The sequence below is a fragment of the Prevotella multiformis genome (genome assembly GCF_018127985.1).
Taxonomy (GTDB): domain Bacteria; phylum Bacteroidota; class Bacteroidia; order Bacteroidales; family Bacteroidaceae; genus Prevotella; species Prevotella multiformis.
In genome coordinates this window covers 329,595-345,369 of record NZ_CP072358.1, presented here as the reverse complement: position 1 = coordinate 345,369, position 15,775 = coordinate 329,595, and the positions used below count along the sequence as shown (strand labels likewise).

Sequence of the window (15,775 nt, the reverse complement as noted above, 5' to 3'; positions counted from 1 at the left end):
TGGTGATAGGCGGTGATAGGCAATGATGAGTAGGACAGGCAGTAATAGGTGATAGTAGGCGATGATAGGCTGTGATGAGGAGGGCAGGATAAGGATAGGGTAAGCAGAGGTCGTTACAACTTTTTTACGGTTTACCGTGTAAGTATCGGAAAATTTGCTTATATTTGCAACATACATTTAAATAACGTTATTATTTCATTTAATCTCTTAGCAGAACTATGCAGAAAAGATTACTTTTCTTGGTTACGTTGTTGCTTGCCATGACAACAACCGTCATGGCACAGATTACAACATCAGGAATCAGCGGCAAGGTAACGTCTCAGGGCGAGGATGTCATCGGGGCTACCGTTACGGCGACCCATGTGCCATCGGGAACAGTCTACCGGGCTGTGACGAACATTGACGGCCGCTACACCATCCAGGGCATGCGTGTGGGCGGTCCGTACAAGGTGTCGGTCGCTTACGTCGGCCAGAAGACGAAGACGTTTGAGAACGTGACGCTCCGCCTCGGCGAGACGGAAGAACTCTCCTGCTCGCTTCAGGACGACTCCAAGGAACTTCAGGAAGTCGTCGTGACAGGAAGTGCCGGTGTCAATGCTACGAAGACAGGAGCGGCAACGAGCCTTAGTTCCAAGCAGATTGCCGATATGCCGAGCATCACTCACGGTATTGCCGATGTGGCACGCCTCAATCCGCAGCTGACGACCTCCAACAACGGTGCCATGTCGTTCGCCGGAACGAGCAACCGTTACAATTCCTTCATGATTGACGGTGCGGCCAACAACGATGTTTTCGGTCTTGCTGCCGACGGTGCCAACGGCGGTCAGGCCGGTGCCCAGCCTGTTTCCATGGAGACGATTGAGCAGATTCAGGTGAACGTCGCACCTTTTGACGTCCGTCAGGGCGGTTTCACGGGAGGTGCCATCAACGCCATTACCAAGAGCGGAACGAATGTTTTCCATGGCAGTGTCTATGGTTTCGGCAACAACCAGAACCTCATCGGATCCAAGTATCCTCTCGCCGACGGCGGCTATGCGCCCAAGTACAACAAGCAGCAGGAGTACAATGCCGGCATTACCTTCGGCGGTCCGATCATCAAGGACAAGCTCTTCTTCTTTGCCAACTATGAGAAGACCAACAAGACCTATCCGAACCTTTACACGCTCGGAGCGGAGTCATCTGCTGTCGATGCCGCCAAGGCCAGCGATGTACTTGCGAAGATTGCCGACCTAGCACAGCGTCAGGGAGTGAACTATCCCACGGCTCTCTCTACCGAGGATATTTACACAAGGAGCGACAAGGGCGGACTGAAACTGGACTGGAACATCAACGAGACCAACAAGGCCACCTTGCGCTGGAGCATCGTCAGTGCGTCCCAGCTGAACAACGCCGGTTCGCGCAAAGCCCTCAACGGCAGCAGCTATGCCTATCCGTTCAAGAGCGTGACCAACTCGTTCATCGCCGAGCTGCAGAGCCGTCTCTCTCCGTCGGTGGCCAACGAGGCGCGTGCCAGCTATGTACGCGTGAGGGACAAACGTGACATCAACGGCGAATATCCGAGCATTTCCGTCAACAATGTCGGCGGCGGTTCCGTCAACCTGGGCATCGAGCGTTCCTCCATGGCCAACCGTCTGGACCAGGACATCTACACCCTGGAGGACAACCTTACCTGGTACAAGGGCAACCACACCTACACCTTCGGTACGCACAACGAACTGTATAAGTTCACGAACCTCTTTATCCAGGATCTTTTCGGCAGCTATACCTTCAAGAACTACGATGCTTTCAAGAGCTACTACGATGATTATGTCGCAGGGACGATAGACCCTGCGAAGTCCTACCTCAACCAGTACCGTTACGGTCATGCCAATACGGATGTGACTGGCGACCCGAGGTGGGAGGCTTCCTTCGGTGCGGCACAGCTGAGTTTCTATGCGCAGGACAAATGGGACGTTTCCAACAATTTCCAGCTGACCTACGGACTCCGTATGGACATGCCGATCATCTTTGACACGCCGACGGCCAACGAGCCGTTCAACCAGTATGCCGAGACGAGAGGATGGAACGTCAAGACCAATCAGAAACTGTCAAGCACGCCGCTCTGGAGTCCGCGTGTAGGCTTCCGCTGGGACATCAACCACGACCACAGGTTCATTCTCCGCGGTGGTGCCGGCGTGTTCACCGGCCGCATACCGTTCGTATGGATCAGCAACAACTACTCCAACACGGGCATCCAGCTCTCCACCTACAATTCCTATAAGACCAACGGACTGGATCTGCTGCTCGACCCGAACGCACAGGAGGCCAATGCCTCGAAGCTGAAGGCGACCGGCAGCCAGACCATCAACGTCTACGACCGTCACTTCAAGTTCGCGCAGAACCTGCGCTTCAATCTCGGCTTTGATTTCAATGTGCTGGGCATCAACTGGACAGCAGAGGCCATCTACTCGAAGACGCTGAACGACATCCTCTACCAGAACCTTGCCTACGAGCAGACCGGCAAGACCTACGGCCAGGTCTACGGCAGTGCAGGCTCACCGGTCGAGGACAACCGGCCGCTCTTTGCCAAGACGACGAACGGTACGCCTTTTGCCAACATCTACAAGCTGAGCAATACGTCGAAAGGTTACACCGTGAACCTGAGTCTGAAGGCGGAGAAGCATTTCAACTTCGGTCTTGACCTCATGGCAAGCTACACCTGGACACGGTCCATGAGTGTGAACAACGGCGGCTCTTCCGTTGCAGAGAGCAACTGGAGATTCAACTACACTTACCGGAATTCCAACGATCCGGAACTCGGCCGCTCCGCCTATAATGTGCCTCACCGGCTTCAGGCTTCCGTTTACTATCACGCAAACTACGGATCCAAGAAAGAGTGGCAGACCACGGTCGGACTGATCTATCAGGGACGCAGCGGCTCGCCTTATACCCTCTATTACTACGGTGACGTCAACGAGGACGGCGCCAACGGCAACGACCTGTTCTTCATCCCGACTGATGCGCAGATTGACAAAATGCGTTTCGACGAGACCGACTTCTCTGCCAATGCGCTTACGAAGGCCGTGTTCGGCGAAGGCTTCACGGCTCCCAAGCTGACGGAGGACATGCAGCGGCAGCTGATGAAGTACTGGATCGGCAACGACTCGTACATGAAGAAGCACCGCGGAGAGTTCTACAAGCGTTATGCGGACAATCTCGCCTTCGAGCATCACTTCGACGTACACCTCGCACAGAAGTACAGCTTCAAGGTAGGCGGACAGATGAACTCGCTCGAACTGAGCTTCGACATCATCAACGTCGGCAACCTGCTGAACAAGGACTGGGGACATACCCATGGCGACGGCTTCGGCGTTTACTACAGTCCTGTAAACTACCAGAAGAACGGTCATTACCAGTTCACCGGCGGCTATGCGACACGTGATTACAGCGACTATTACAGCCGCTGGCGCGGTCAGGTCGGCTTGCGTTATACTTTCTGATCTTCAGAAGAGACAAAATGAAAAAGCAGAAACTCCGGCCGGAGTTTCTGCTTTTTTTTCTGCCTCTCCGCCGAAGGAAGAAGCATTCTTTCTCTGTCCGGCGTGTTATTCAATATTTTTATGTAATTTTGCCGGAGAGAAATTCAGGCAGGTTCTGGAAATCACCTTTGACGGGTTTTTGCCTTTCAGGCGGGCTGGTTCTGCTTTCCTCTTGCAGGTGCAGGGCGGGCTGTGCGGCTGGGAAAGAAAGCTGAAGACGCCTTATGAAGGCAAAGAACTTAAAGGGCAGGAAAAGCCCCTGTCAGCGATAGACCAACGTGGCGTTTTTAGGACATGCCTTAAAAAGGAAGCATTATGATCATTGATTTTGACAGGATTGCCGAAGCGCATATCGAAGGATTCAAAGGCGGAAAAGGGCGGCTCGACGTGCGGGCCTATGTGGACGAAAAGGCACGCATCATGTATTCCACCTTGCGGCCGGGTGCCAGCAGCGGCCACCATCAGCATACGGGTACGTTCGAGGCGATGTATGTCCTCAGCGGAGAGCTGACCGTCCATTATGACGATACGACGGAGACGGCGAGGGTAGGGCAGGTGCATTATTGTCCGGAAGGACATTTCCACTGGTTCGAGAACCGTACCGACCACGATGTCGTCTATCTTGCCATTGTCCCGGCACTGCGGTGACATCATCCGTCAGCCGAGTTTGAAAGCAAGACGAAAAGTAGTCGTCCTCCCGACGTTAGGCAGCACTGTCCGTTGCTCCCGGTCGTCGGGACGGGTGTTCCCGGCCGCTGGGAACAGCGGTACCGGCCGTCGGGAACCGGATTCCCGACCGGTCAGGAATCCCTGTCCCATGCGTCTGCGCGGGGAGAGACACCGACCGGCGCATCCGTCTCCGCCTTTCCCAGCTCCTGTCTGCCATGCGGGCCGGACTGGCGAAGCGATTGACTTTCAGCAAATAGTTGGCTGTCTTTTGGTTTTTTTTGAATTAAAATGTTGCATAGTCGCTTATAATTAGTAACTTTGCAATTCAAATCCATAAAACGTTTTATAATGGCTGGTACAAAACAGATTAAGACCGCTCTGATCTCGGTTTTCCACAAGGACGGACTTGAGGACCTGCTCAAGAAGCTGGACGAGGAAGGCGTGAAATTCCTCAGTACGGGCGGGACGCAGGAGTTCATCGAGTCGTTGGGTTACGAATGCCGGAAGGTGGAGGATGTGACGACCTATCCCTCCATCCTCGGCGGACGCGTGAAGACCCTCCACCCGAAAGTCTTCGGAGGAATCCTCGCACGTCGTGACAACGAGGGCGACCAGGCGCAGATGCGGGAGTACGACATCCCGGCAATCGACCTTGTCATCGTGGACCTTTATCCTTTCGAGCAGACTGTGGCGAGCGGTGCCAGTGCCGAAGACATCATCGAGAAGATCGACATCGGCGGTATCTCGCTGATACGTGCCGGCGGCAAGAATTTCAAGGATGTCGTCATCATCCCGAGCAAGGCCGAGTACCCCGTGCTGCTTCAGCTTCTCAATACGAAGGGGGCGAAGACCGACCTGGAAGACCGCCGGATGTTTGCCGAGCGTGCCTTTGGGGTCAGCAGCCATTACGACACCGCTATCCATGAGTGGTTCGCCACGGAATAGCCCTGTTTGAAGAACGGAATATACACTTACAAAATATACATTGATTAATGGGATTATTTTCATTTATCCAGGAGATTGCTATGGACCTGGGAACGGCGAACACGATTATTATCAGTGATGACAAGATCGTCGTTGACGAGCCGTCTGTGGTGGCATTGGACCGTCGTACGGACAAGATGATTGCCGTGGGCGGCGATGCCAAGATGATGTACGAGAAGGAACATCCCAACATCCGTACCATCCGTCCGCTGCACGACGGTGTCATCGCCGACTTTACCGCCTGCGAACAGATGATGCGCGGACTGATCAAGATGGTGCACAGCGGCAACCGCTTCTTCTCTCCGTCGCTGCGTATGGTGATCGGCGTTCCGTCAGGCTCTACCGAAGTAGAGCTGCGTGCTGTCCGCGATTCAGCCGAACATGCGGACGGCCGTGATGTCTACCTGATCTTCGAGCCTATGGCAGCGGCCCTCGGCATGGGGCTTGACGTCGAGGCGCCGGAAGGCAACATGATCGTCGACATCGGCGGCGGCAGCACCGAGATTGCCGTGATTTCCCTGGGAGGTATCGTATGCAACAACTCCCTCCGTGTGGCCGGCGACGACCTCACGGCGGACATTCAGGAATACATGAGCCGCCAGCACAACGTGAAGGTCAGCGAACGCATGGCCGAGCGCATCAAGCTCCACGTGGGGTCTGCGCTGACCGACCTGGGCGAGGAAGCCCCGGAAGACTATATCGTCCACGGCCCTAACCGCATCACGGCCCTGCCGATGGAGGTTCCTGTCTGCTATCAGGAGATTGCCCACTGCCTTGACAAGACAGTCGCCAAGATCGAGAACGCCGTGCTCTCGGCACTCGAGAACACGCCGCCCGAGCTGTATGCAGACATCGTGAAGAACGGCATCTACCTCAGCGGCGGCGGTGCGCTGCTCCGTGGCATCGACAAGCGGCTGACCGACAAGATCAACATTCCGTTCCATATCGCCGAGGATCCGCTGCACAGTGTGGCCAAGGGCGCAGGCATTGCATTGAAGAACGTAGACCGTTTCTCGTTCTTGATGAGATAACAGACCGACGTTCATGCACAATCTGACAGAGTTCCTTGCTAAGTACAAGCATTGGTTCTTGTTCGTTGCCCTGGAAGTCTTGAGTATGGTTCTCCTGTTCCGATTCAATGACTATCAGGGCAGTGTGTGGTTCACATCAGCGAACTATTTCGCCGGGCTGGCATACGAGGCGAGCTCGAAGGTGACGTCCTACCTGACGATGGGCGAGGCGAACGAGCAGCTGACCCGGCGCAATCTCGAGCTGGAGCAGCAGGTGAAGGAACTGTCTTCGCAGCTTTACGACCGTACGAAGGATTCCACCTTCCTGCACCGCGGGCAGTATCGTTTCCTGTCGAAGTTCCGTCTGATCCAGGCGAAGGTGGTTGCCAATTCACTCGACCGCCCCGACAACTTCATTACCATCAACAAGGGAACGTGGGACGGGGTGCGCAAGGACATGGGCGTGGCATGCGGCAACGGTGTCGTAGGCATCGTCTATATGGCGGGCATCCACTATGCTGTCATCATTCCGGTGCTGAACTCGAAGTCGAACATCAGCTGTTCCGTTCAGGGGCGCGACTACTTCGGCTACCTCCACTGGAACGGAGGGGCCAGCGATGTGGCCTATCTGGACGATGTGCCCCGACATGCCAAGTTCAAGCTGGGCGACCGCGTCGTGACGAGCGGCTATTCCTCTGTGTTCCCGGCGGGGGTACTGGTCGGCAGGATCAGGCACGTCTATAATTCGGAAGACGGTCTTTCCTACCGGCTTCAGATACAGCTCTCCACCGATTTCGGCAACCTCCGTGATGTCTGCGTCATTGATGATGCCTCCGTCAGGGAGCAGCGGCAGGTCATCAGGGCGGCGCAGGATTCCATCCGGCCGCTCGAGGAGCAGAATGCCAGTCAGGGACAGTAGGCGGTGGCCGGGCGGCGGTATGCCGGGCGAAGGATAACCTTGGGGACGGCTCTCTTCCTGTGGGCTGAAGATCTTACGGCGGGTTCTATGAAGTTCCTTCAATGGATTCCCGCCTCTTGGCAGACGGATGCTGCCGCTCTGCCTGAAAGCCGTACGGCGGACGCCGCGGCTGAAAGGGAAGCGGAAGCAGCCGAACCGGATGCAGTGCAAGGCACGGGAAGCGGACGGTATTCATATCAGCAGCAGCCGGATGCGGAGTTTTTAGAACATGCCGGACATGAGGCATTGATTCCCTTTGAATTAGAATAGACAGAATGAATGTAGATTTCCTTAAACGTTTGTTAGGGTTTGCCGTCCTGACGGTGGCACAGGTGTTTGTTCTCAACCACATCCATCTGTTTGCTGTCGCCACGCCGTTGCTTTATGTCTATTTCATCCTTCTTTTCCCGCGCGACTATCCCCAGTGGGCGATCCTGCTGTGGGGCTTTCTGATGGGCGTCATCATTGACGCTTTCTCTAACACGCCGGGAGTCGCCGCCGGGTCGCTGACACTGACGGCGGCCCTGCAGCCCTTCGTGCTGCGTCCTTTTATCCCTCGTGACAGCAGCGAAGATTTCCAGCCCGGCATGGACACGCTCGGCATCCCACAGTACACGTGGTATGCCGCCATTCTCATCCTGATATACAATGTGGCCTTCTTCTCGTTGGAGATGTTCAGCTTCTTCAACGTGCTGGAATGGCTGCAGTGCATCGGCGGCAGTTCGCTGCTCACACTGATTCTTATTCTTGTAGTCGAGAACGTAAGGAGGCGGTAGGATATGAAAGATTACAATCTTGAGAATCGCCGCCTTGTGCTCAGTGCGGTCGCCATCGGCATTGTGGCGATCTACATCGTACGTCTTTTTGCGCTTCAGATAGCCAGCGACGACTATCGGAAGAGCGCCGACTCGAATGCTTTTCTGAAGAAGATCGAGTTCCCCTCGCGCGGTTCGATCACGGACAGGAAGGGCAGGCTGCTGGTCTACAACCAGCCGGCCTACGACATCATGGTCGTCACCAATGAGATGGCCGGCCACCTCGATACGCTTGAGTTCTGCAAGGCTTTGAATATCACCAAGGCCGACTTCATCAACCGGATGCTCAGCATCAAGGACCGGAACAAGAACCCCGGCTATTCCCGCTTTACCCAGCAGCTCTTCCTGAGCCAGCTGAGCGACAAGGAGTTCAGTGCCTTTCAGGAGAAGCTCTACCGCTTCCCCGGCTTCTACATACAGAAACGCAGCGTCCGCCAGTATCAGCGTCCTGTCGCCGCACACGTGCTCGGTGACGTGGCGGAGGTGAGCCAGAGCGACATCGAGGAAGACGACTACTACCAGCCGGGCGACTATATCGGAAAGATGGGTGTCGAGCGTGAATACGAAAAGGACCTGCGCGGACGCAAGGGCGTGCAGATCCTGCTCCGCGACGCCCACGGCCAGATACAGGGACGTTACCAGAACGGCAAGTACGACCAGCGGCCGCACCCCGGACGCGACCTGCAGCTCGGCCTTGATGCCGATCTCCAGGCACTCGGCGAACGGCTGATGGAGGGTAAGCTCGGCGCCGTCGTGGCGATCGAGCCGAAGACAGGACAGGTTCTGGCGATGGTGTCTTCGCCGACCTTCGATCCCCGGGCGATGATCGGCAAGCTGCGCGGAAAGTACCAGCACGACCTTACGCTTGACCCGGCGAAACCTCTGCTCAACCGTGCCATCATGGGACAGTATCCCCCGGGGTCGACATTCAAGACCGGTCAGGCCGTCACGTATTATACGGAGGGAATCATCTCCGATTCGACCCGGTATCCCTGTCACCACGGTTTCTATTTCAAGGGACTGCACGTAGGCTGCCACAGTCATCCGTCCCCGCTCTCGCTGGTCCCCGCCATCAGCACTTCCTGCAACAGCTTCTTCTGCTGGGGACTTTACCACATGCTCTCCAACCGCCGCAAGTACAGGACACTCGACGATGCCATGGATGTCTGGCGCGACTACATGGTGTCCATGGGATTCGGATACAAGCTGGGCATCGACCTTCCCGGTGAGAAGCGCGGGATGATTCCGAATGCGAAGTTCTACGACCATGCCTTCAAGACGTGGAACCCGCTGTCGGTCATCTCCATCTCCATCGGACAGGGCGAGGTGAACCTTACGCCTCTGCAGATCGCCAATCTCGGTGCGACGATCGCCAACCGGGGCTATTACGTCACGCCGCACGTCGTGCGCCGTATCCAGGGGAAGCCGCTCGACCGCAAATACATGGAACGCCATCGGACGAAAGGAAGCGTCCGGGCCTATCAGGAGGTGATAGCCGGCATGATGTCTTCCGTACGCGGCGGAACCTGTGCCTATGCCGTTCATCCCGGTTACTCGCTGGCGGGAAAGACGGGTACGGCGCAGAACCGCGGCAAGGACCACTCCGTATTCATGGGTTTCGCACCGGTCGATACGCCGAAGATTGCCATTGCCGTCTATGTGGAGAACGGCGGATTCGGTGCCGAGTTCGGTGTGCCGATCGGGTCGCTGATGATCGAACAGTACATCAACGGGAAGCTGACCGAAGGCGATGCCGCCAGGGCGGCCGCCATCCAGAAACGGCATATCTCTTATCCGTTCAAGCGGCCGCTGTCGCATGCTGACTCCCTCCGTCTGGACTCCATAAAGCGTGTGAACATCATCCGTGATTCGCTGAAGATGGTCAGGGAGAAGCAGGACCGGGAAGAAGCCGACAGGGCAAAGGAGGCGCAGGCGAAGAAAGAGGCGGAGGAGAAGGAGAAGAACAGGCAGCCGCAGAACGACCCTGCCATCCGTGTCGAACCGGAAGAGCTGGTCAGGCCGGAGAAGAAAGACAAGGACAGAGACAGGGAAGGCGACAGGAAGGAAAAGGAGAAAGAGAAGGACAGCAGGGACTCCCGCAAGGAGCGCAAAGATAAAAGTAAGGACAGGTCGAAGGACAAGGGGAAACCGTCCAAAGACAAGTCGAAAAGCAAGGAGAACGTAAACCGTGCCAAGTAATTATGCAGCAGATAGACAGCCCGGGGTGCTCCGTTCGCTGGACTGGTGGACGATAGGTATCTACATCGCACTGCTCGTCTTCGGATGGGTGAGTGTCTGCGGTGCCAGTTATACGTATGGCGACACCGAGATCTTCTCGCTGGCCAGCCGCTCGGGCATGCAGGTCGTGTGGATCGGCACGTCCGTCTGCCTGGGCTTCGTACTCCTGATGATGGACGACCGCTTCTACGATACCTTCGCTTACATTATCTACGGCCTTCTCGTGCTGTTACTCTTCGCCACCATCTTCAATCCCCACAGCATCAAGGGGTCGCGGTCGTGGATAGTCATGGGGCCGCTCCGCCTGCAGCCTGCCGAGTTCGCCAAGTTCGCCACCGCCCTGGCGATCGCCAAGTTCATGTCGGCCTATGGTTTCACCATGAAGAACTGGAAACACTTTGCCGGGGCCTGCGGCATCATCTTCCTGCCGATGCTCTGTATTGTAGGACAGCGGGAGACGGGCTCCGCCCTTGTCTATCTGTCGTTCTTTCTCATGTTCTACCGGGAAGGAATGCCGGGGTCGTTCCTCTTCATGGGGCTGGCGATGGTCGTCTACTTCGTGGTCGGCATCAAGTACGAGGAGGTTCTGCTGTGGGATACGCCCACCTCTGTGGGCAAGTTCGTTGTCCTGCTGCTTGTCCAGATTTTCTCGTCGGTCATGGTGTGGGTGTATGTGGGCGACAGGGGGAAGACGCGCCTGCTGCTCGCATATGTCTTTGGTTTCACCGCCCTGGCGCTGCTCTTCTCCGAGTTCGTCATTCCTTTTGATATCGTCTGGGTACAGCTGGTGTTGTCGGCCGGTGTCATCGGTTATCTGGTCTACAACGCCCTGAACACACGCTTTGCCAATTATTTCTATATAGCATTGTTCGCTTTGGGGTCGATAGCTTTCTTCTATTCGGCCGACTATGTGCTGAATGATGTCATGCAGCCTCACCAGCGTGTGCGCATCAACGTCCTTTTGGGTCTTGACGAGGATCTGGCGGGAGCAGGCTACAATGTCCACCAGAGCGAGATTGCCATCGGGTCGGGCGGCCTGCAGGGCAAGGGATTCCTGAACGGTACGCAGACGAAACTCAAGTTCGTGCCGGAGCAGGATACCGACTTTATATTCTGTACCGTCGGCGAGGAGGAGGGATTCCTCGGGTCGGCTGCTGTGCTCATCCTGTTCCTCTGCCTTATCCTGCGGCTGATGTATCTTGCCGAGCGGCAGCCTTTCAAGTTCGGGCGGGTCTATGGCTATTGTGTCGCGGGGATTTTCCTGTTCCATCTTTTCATCAATGTCGGGATGGTGCTCGGCCTGACGCCTGTCATCGGCATTCCGCTGCCTTTCTTCAGTTACGGCGGTTCCTCTCTGTGGGGCTTTACCCTGCTTCTCTTTATCTTCCTCCGTATCGATGCCGGGCGCAACCTGATCCGGCAATAGAAGCCATGGGCCGGGGACGGAGGCCAAGGCCATGGCCGCGGCAGCAAGATACTTCAATGGCCAGACATGACAACGGCATGATTGCCCCTACGACAGGGAAGTCAGACGGCTAAAGTTCAGGATGCCTACGCTGCATCCGTGTCTGCCCAATACTGATTCAGTAAGTTTCTCAAAACCCGACTTTGAAAAAACATCCATGATGTGATAGATTCCTCCGAAGGAAGTGATATTCTCGTTTTTAATTGCTACCTTTGTCATGTCAGTTTTTTGCTTGCTTGTTATGTTTGCAGCACCAAGATAGGTGAAAATTCTGACATATCCAAGTGTTTTGAGAACTTTGTTTCTCTGCCACTTGGATTCCTTACATGATTGTACACTGCGGAATTAGGGGAAAGGACAGGGTGCGGTTCCAGAAGATGGACAAAGAAAGAATTAAAGGAATTAAAAGAAACAGGAAAAGTAAAGGGTTACGAAGGACATCACATTAATAGTGTAAAAGGACATCCAGAAGATGCTGGTGATCCGTCAAATATTGAATTTGTGAAGAAAGGTGGAGAACATCTTAGTAGGTATAATGGTAATTACAGGAATCCATCAAGTGGGAAGAAAATCAATAGAGATTAAATCAACTATTGTCAAATTCTTCATTTTTAATGATGAGCCTTTACCATAAATAGTATAGCGTATATAGAAAAATAGAATATGAATAAAACATATAGGGATTTAATTTATAGATTTCAGGACCAGGGTATTGAAGAATCCCAATCCACCGGTGCAATCCTTATAGGAAAAGCGCCCCATATAGCCCCCGAGGCTTGGCTAAACACCCTGTATCCTCCGCTAAGTAAGAACGATGTCCAAGCATTGGAGAAAGAATTGGGCATGGAAATTCCCATCGATTATAAAAAATTCTTGTTAGATGTAAGCAATGGGTTAGACATATTGGTTGGAACCTTTTGTTTAGACGGGTTAAGAAGAAACTATAAAAGAAGCACTGATGAAAGCCGCCAACCGTTTTCGATTATTACGGCAAACATTCGGGAAAGACCTCGAAATGCGGCAGACGACCATTTCTTTATAGGTGGTTATGACTGGGACGGTTCTTATCTTTATATAGATAAAAGAACAAGCACCGTGCACTATTGTGATAGAGACGATGCAACCTCCCTATTCCAATGGGAAACGTTCGAGCAAATGCTTATATCAGAGTTAAAGAGGATATACTCACTGTTTGATGAGAGGGGAAGAAAAATAGATGAAGACCTTTATACCACCCCAATTAAAAGGTAATATAAAGCCTCGTGATATTAGTCATATAAGGGTATCAGTGAACACCCATATAAGGGTATTGACGAACACTCATATAAGGGTATTGACGAACACTCTTATAAGGGTATTAACAACGGGTATACAATAAATCCGAATCGGAAACGTTATTAGAGTATATAACATAAAACGTAAGCATCCAATATTCGCCGTCTTTTTCCGATATGTTTTGTTTCCTCCCTTTGTGCAAAAAAATATGTTTGCACTCAACGAAACAAATGTTTATCGTGTTTGTTGTACTCCTGTTGATATGCGTCAGGGAATCCTCCGCTTATGTCAATTCGTACGTGGTAATGACTTCAACCCTTCTTATGGCTGTGTCTATGTGTTTTATAATCGCCCTCGCAACCGCATCAAATTGCTCCATTGGGAACGTTGTGGCTTTGTTGTGTATCACAAGCAGATGGCGCAGGGCTGTTTAAGTGGTAAGATTATGCAGCAGGCCGCAGGGTTTTATGAACTTCGGTGGGACGAATTGGTCCTTTACATGGAAGGTATAAATCCCCGTTGCTATCGAAGAAAACGTTACAACAAACCTTGATGTTTTCTTGCTCATGTCAGATGTTTTTCGTATCTTTTTATTGTATAAATGACTGGCATGCTGATGAATACGTTCAACAACAAAACTGCGCTTGACTATCGTTTCTTAACTCGAGAAGACGTTGTAAATCTTCTCGTGCAAAAGGACATGGAGCTTATGCGTAAGGACGTAGAGCTTGAGCAAAAGAATGCCGAGCTTGAACAAAAGGATGCCGAGCTTGTGCAAAAGGATGCCGAGCTGGCAAGAAAGTCCCGCCGCATCCTTGAACTAGAACGTATGGTATTCGGTAGGCGCAGCGAGAAGCGCCTGCCGGAAAGTCCCGACGGGTGGGCTGGCACGCTCTTCGATGAACAGTGGGCAAAGGAAGGTTCGCCGCTTCACGCAGAAACACTTCCCATCATCGACGAGATAAAGCAGCAGGCCAAGCGCCGCCGAGAGGCAAGCCGCGCCACCCGCCCTTCAAGAAAAGGCAGGCCGTACGCCTCTTACGTTCCTGACGACATAGAGCGGGAGGTTGTGGTAATCTATCCCGGGGGTTATGATGCGGAACGTATGGTCGTCATCGGGCATGACAGGACTGAACACTTGTGCCTACGTCCCCCTTGCTTTTATGTCAAGGTTGAAGACCGCGTTGTCTGCCGTCAGAAGGATGCAAGGCCAACGGATGCGAAGGTCGGCATACTGGAAGCCCCCTTGCAGAGGCAGGCAGTGGATTGTTTTGCCGACGCCTCCCTGCTGGCCGAGATCGTCACGGGAAAGTTTGCCTGTCACCTGCCGGAGTATAGGCAGAGTGCCAGATGGAAGGAGCACGGCATCAACACCCCCACCTCAACCATAAACCGTTGGGTTCACGGTGCCGCCGATGCACTGCATCCCCTGTATAAGCTTCAAGCGGGGCTGATTTTGAAGAGCCCCTACCTGCAAGTTGATGAGACCAGCGTACAGGTTGCCGACCGCAAGGGCAAGACCCGCAGGGGGTACCTCTGGGGAGTGAGGGATGCGCTGCATTCCCGGGGCGTATTCTTCCACTGGAAGGAAGGTTCACGGTCGGGCGCCGTGCCCGACGAGCTTTTCAAAGGCTACCACGGTGCCATACAATCCGACGGGTATGAGGCATACGGCAGGTTTGAAAACGTTCAGGGCATAGAACTGTTGGGCTGCATGGCCCATGTCCGGCGAAAGTTCGAGCATTTAGCTGCAGACGACAAGAATGCCGCCCACATAGTCGACACCATCGCCGCACTTTACGAGTTGGAAGAAAACCTGAGGCACGGCAACGCCGGCCATGAGCAAGTTCTGGCTGAACGGAAATCCAAAGCCTATCCCATACTGAAGTCACTTGAAGCATATTTTAAGGAAGTACACAAGCAGTACCTCCCCAACGAAGCCATGGAGAAAGCCCTGCGCTATGCCTTCTCCGTATGGATACGTATCAGCCGATACGTACAGGACGGGCGTTTCAACATAGACAACAACCTCATGGAACAAGCCATCAGGCCCATCACGCTGGGAAGAAAGAACTACCTGTTCTGCGGCAATAACGAGGGAGCGAAAAACAATGCCATCTTCTATACATTCATGGCCTGTTGCAGGGAGGCAAGGATAGAACCTTACGGATGGTTGAGGCACGTCTTGGCAAAACCTCTGCTGGACATGAAGGAGGATGAATTGATTAAGCTACTGCCCATAAACTGCAAATAACATAAAGCCCTTATATGAAACCTGTCATATAAGGGCATTTTTGTGAAGTATCAATACGGCGAATTTTGGATGCTTACTATACATTCATGGCCTGTTGCAGGGAGGCAAGGATAGAACCTTACGGATGGTTAAGGCACGTCTTAGCAAAACCTCTGCTGGACATGAAGGAGGATGAATCGATTAAGCTACTGCCCATAAACTGCAAATAATATAAAGCCCTTATATGAAACCTGTCATATAAGGGCTTTTTTGTGAAGTATCAATACGGCGAATTTTGGATGCTTACGTTTTTTATTGCTATCTTTGCCATGCTAAGTAGGATTGTACTTTGATTTTTTGACACCATAAAGTTAGTGAAAATCCTACAAATAGCAAAACTCTGAGGAACCAATTGTTCCTCAGAGACTTATAAAAAATATTAATGCCAAATTACGTGTTTAGTTGCGGAATTAAGGAAAATATAAAAATGAGAGTTTTGCAAAGGTCTCGTTTAGTCCCCAACATCTTTACATCTGAAATCTGAATAGGTTCATTGGGGCTTTTATCCCGTGCTAGCGATGATAAATTATAAGGATATATTCAATCAAAT

The 15,775-nt window shown here is 53.2% G+C and carries 15 protein-coding genes; 14 read left to right on the top strand and 1 reads right to left on the bottom strand.

What is annotated here, in order from left to right; genetic code table 11:
• Nucleotides 1-218 precede the first annotated feature (218 nt).
• The 10 genes from J4864_RS07770 (at nucleotide 219) to rodA (ending at nucleotide 11,618) form a co-directional block, all read left to right on the top strand.
• Entirely contained in the window at nucleotides 219-3,479 is a 3,261-nt protein-coding gene (locus J4864_RS07770; protein WP_211815201.1) for a TonB-dependent receptor, read from the top strand.
• A complete protein-coding gene (locus J4864_RS07765) occupies nucleotides 3,409-3,837 on the top strand; it encodes a hypothetical protein (RefSeq protein WP_211815200.1) in 429 nt (142 codons plus the stop codon). Before J4864_RS07770 ends, J4864_RS07765 begins: the two co-directional genes overlap by 71 nt.
• Entirely contained in the window at nucleotides 3,834-4,166 is a 333-nt protein-coding gene (locus J4864_RS07760) for a cupin domain-containing protein (protein ID WP_211815199.1), read from the top strand. Before J4864_RS07765 ends, J4864_RS07760 begins: the two co-directional genes overlap by 4 nt.
• Before the next feature lie 369 nt (nucleotides 4,167-4,535).
• Complete coding sequence (locus tag J4864_RS07755) at nucleotides 4,536-5,132, top strand: bifunctional phosphoribosylaminoimidazolecarboxamide formyltransferase/IMP cyclohydrolase PurH (RefSeq protein WP_007366655.1); 597 nt, start codon at nucleotides 4,536-4,538, stop codon at nucleotides 5,130-5,132.
• A 47-nt stretch (nucleotides 5,133-5,179) separates the two neighbouring features.
• On the top strand, nucleotides 5,180-6,202 hold the full coding sequence (locus J4864_RS07750; RefSeq protein ID WP_007366654.1) for a rod shape-determining protein: 1,023 nt from the start codon (nucleotides 5,180-5,182) through the stop codon (nucleotides 6,200-6,202).
• A 13-nt stretch (nucleotides 6,203-6,215) separates the two neighbouring features.
• Complete coding sequence (gene mreC / locus J4864_RS07745) at nucleotides 6,216-7,100, top strand: rod shape-determining protein MreC (protein ID WP_007366653.1); 885 nt, start codon at nucleotides 6,216-6,218, stop codon at nucleotides 7,098-7,100.
• Between the two features lie 87 nt (nucleotides 7,101-7,187).
• Nucleotides 7,188-7,409 carry a hypothetical protein gene (locus J4864_RS07740; protein ID WP_211815198.1) on the top strand — a complete coding sequence of 74 codons (222 nt, stop codon included), beginning with the start codon at nucleotides 7,188-7,190 and terminating at the stop codon, nucleotides 7,407-7,409.
• 5 nt (nucleotides 7,410-7,414) lie between these two features.
• The gene (mreD, locus tag J4864_RS07735) at nucleotides 7,415-7,915 is read left to right on the top strand and encodes a rod shape-determining protein MreD (protein ID WP_007366651.1); all 501 of its coding nucleotides are present in this window, start codon (nucleotides 7,415-7,417) and stop codon (nucleotides 7,913-7,915) included.
• 3 nt (nucleotides 7,916-7,918) lie between these two features.
• On the top strand, nucleotides 7,919-10,153 hold the full coding sequence (locus J4864_RS07730; RefSeq protein WP_211815197.1) for a penicillin-binding transpeptidase domain-containing protein: 2,235 nt from the start codon (nucleotides 7,919-7,921) through the stop codon (nucleotides 10,151-10,153).
• Entirely contained in the window at nucleotides 10,143-11,618 is a 1,476-nt protein-coding gene (gene rodA, locus J4864_RS07725; RefSeq protein WP_211815196.1) for a rod shape-determining protein RodA, read from the top strand. Before J4864_RS07730 ends, rodA begins: the two co-directional genes overlap by 11 nt.
• 87 nt (nucleotides 11,619-11,705) lie before the next feature.
• On the opposite strand, the gene J4864_RS07720 is transcribed toward rodA, so the two are convergent.
• On the bottom strand, nucleotides 11,706-11,876 hold the full coding sequence (locus tag J4864_RS07720) for a hypothetical protein (protein WP_211815195.1): 171 nt from the start codon (nucleotides 11,874-11,876) through the stop codon (nucleotides 11,706-11,708).
• Nucleotides 11,877-11,987: 111 nt separating this feature from the next.
• Here J4864_RS07720 and J4864_RS07715 point away from each other — a divergent pair, with 111 nt between their 5' ends.
• From J4864_RS07715 to tnpC, 4 genes are all read left to right on the top strand, one after another.
• Entirely contained in the window at nucleotides 11,988-12,242 is a 255-nt protein-coding gene (locus J4864_RS07715) for a hypothetical protein (protein ID WP_246479507.1), read from the top strand.
• 78 nt (nucleotides 12,243-12,320) lie between these two features.
• Complete coding sequence (locus J4864_RS07710; RefSeq protein WP_211815194.1) at nucleotides 12,321-12,908, top strand: SMI1/KNR4 family protein; 588 nt, start codon at nucleotides 12,321-12,323, stop codon at nucleotides 12,906-12,908.
• 232 nt (nucleotides 12,909-13,140) lie between these two features.
• Nucleotides 13,141-13,485 carry an IS66 family insertion sequence element accessory protein TnpB gene (tnpB, locus tag J4864_RS07705; protein ID WP_211815193.1) on the top strand — a complete coding sequence of 115 codons (345 nt, stop codon included), beginning with the start codon at nucleotides 13,141-13,143 and terminating at the stop codon, nucleotides 13,483-13,485.
• Nucleotides 13,486-13,641: 156 nt separating this feature from the next.
• Nucleotides 13,642-15,186 (top strand): IS66 family transposase, encoded by a 1,545-nt coding sequence (gene tnpC / locus J4864_RS07700; protein WP_246479505.1) that lies wholly within the window; start codon nucleotides 13,642-13,644, stop codon nucleotides 15,184-15,186.
• Nucleotides 15,187-15,775 lie beyond the last annotated feature (589 nt).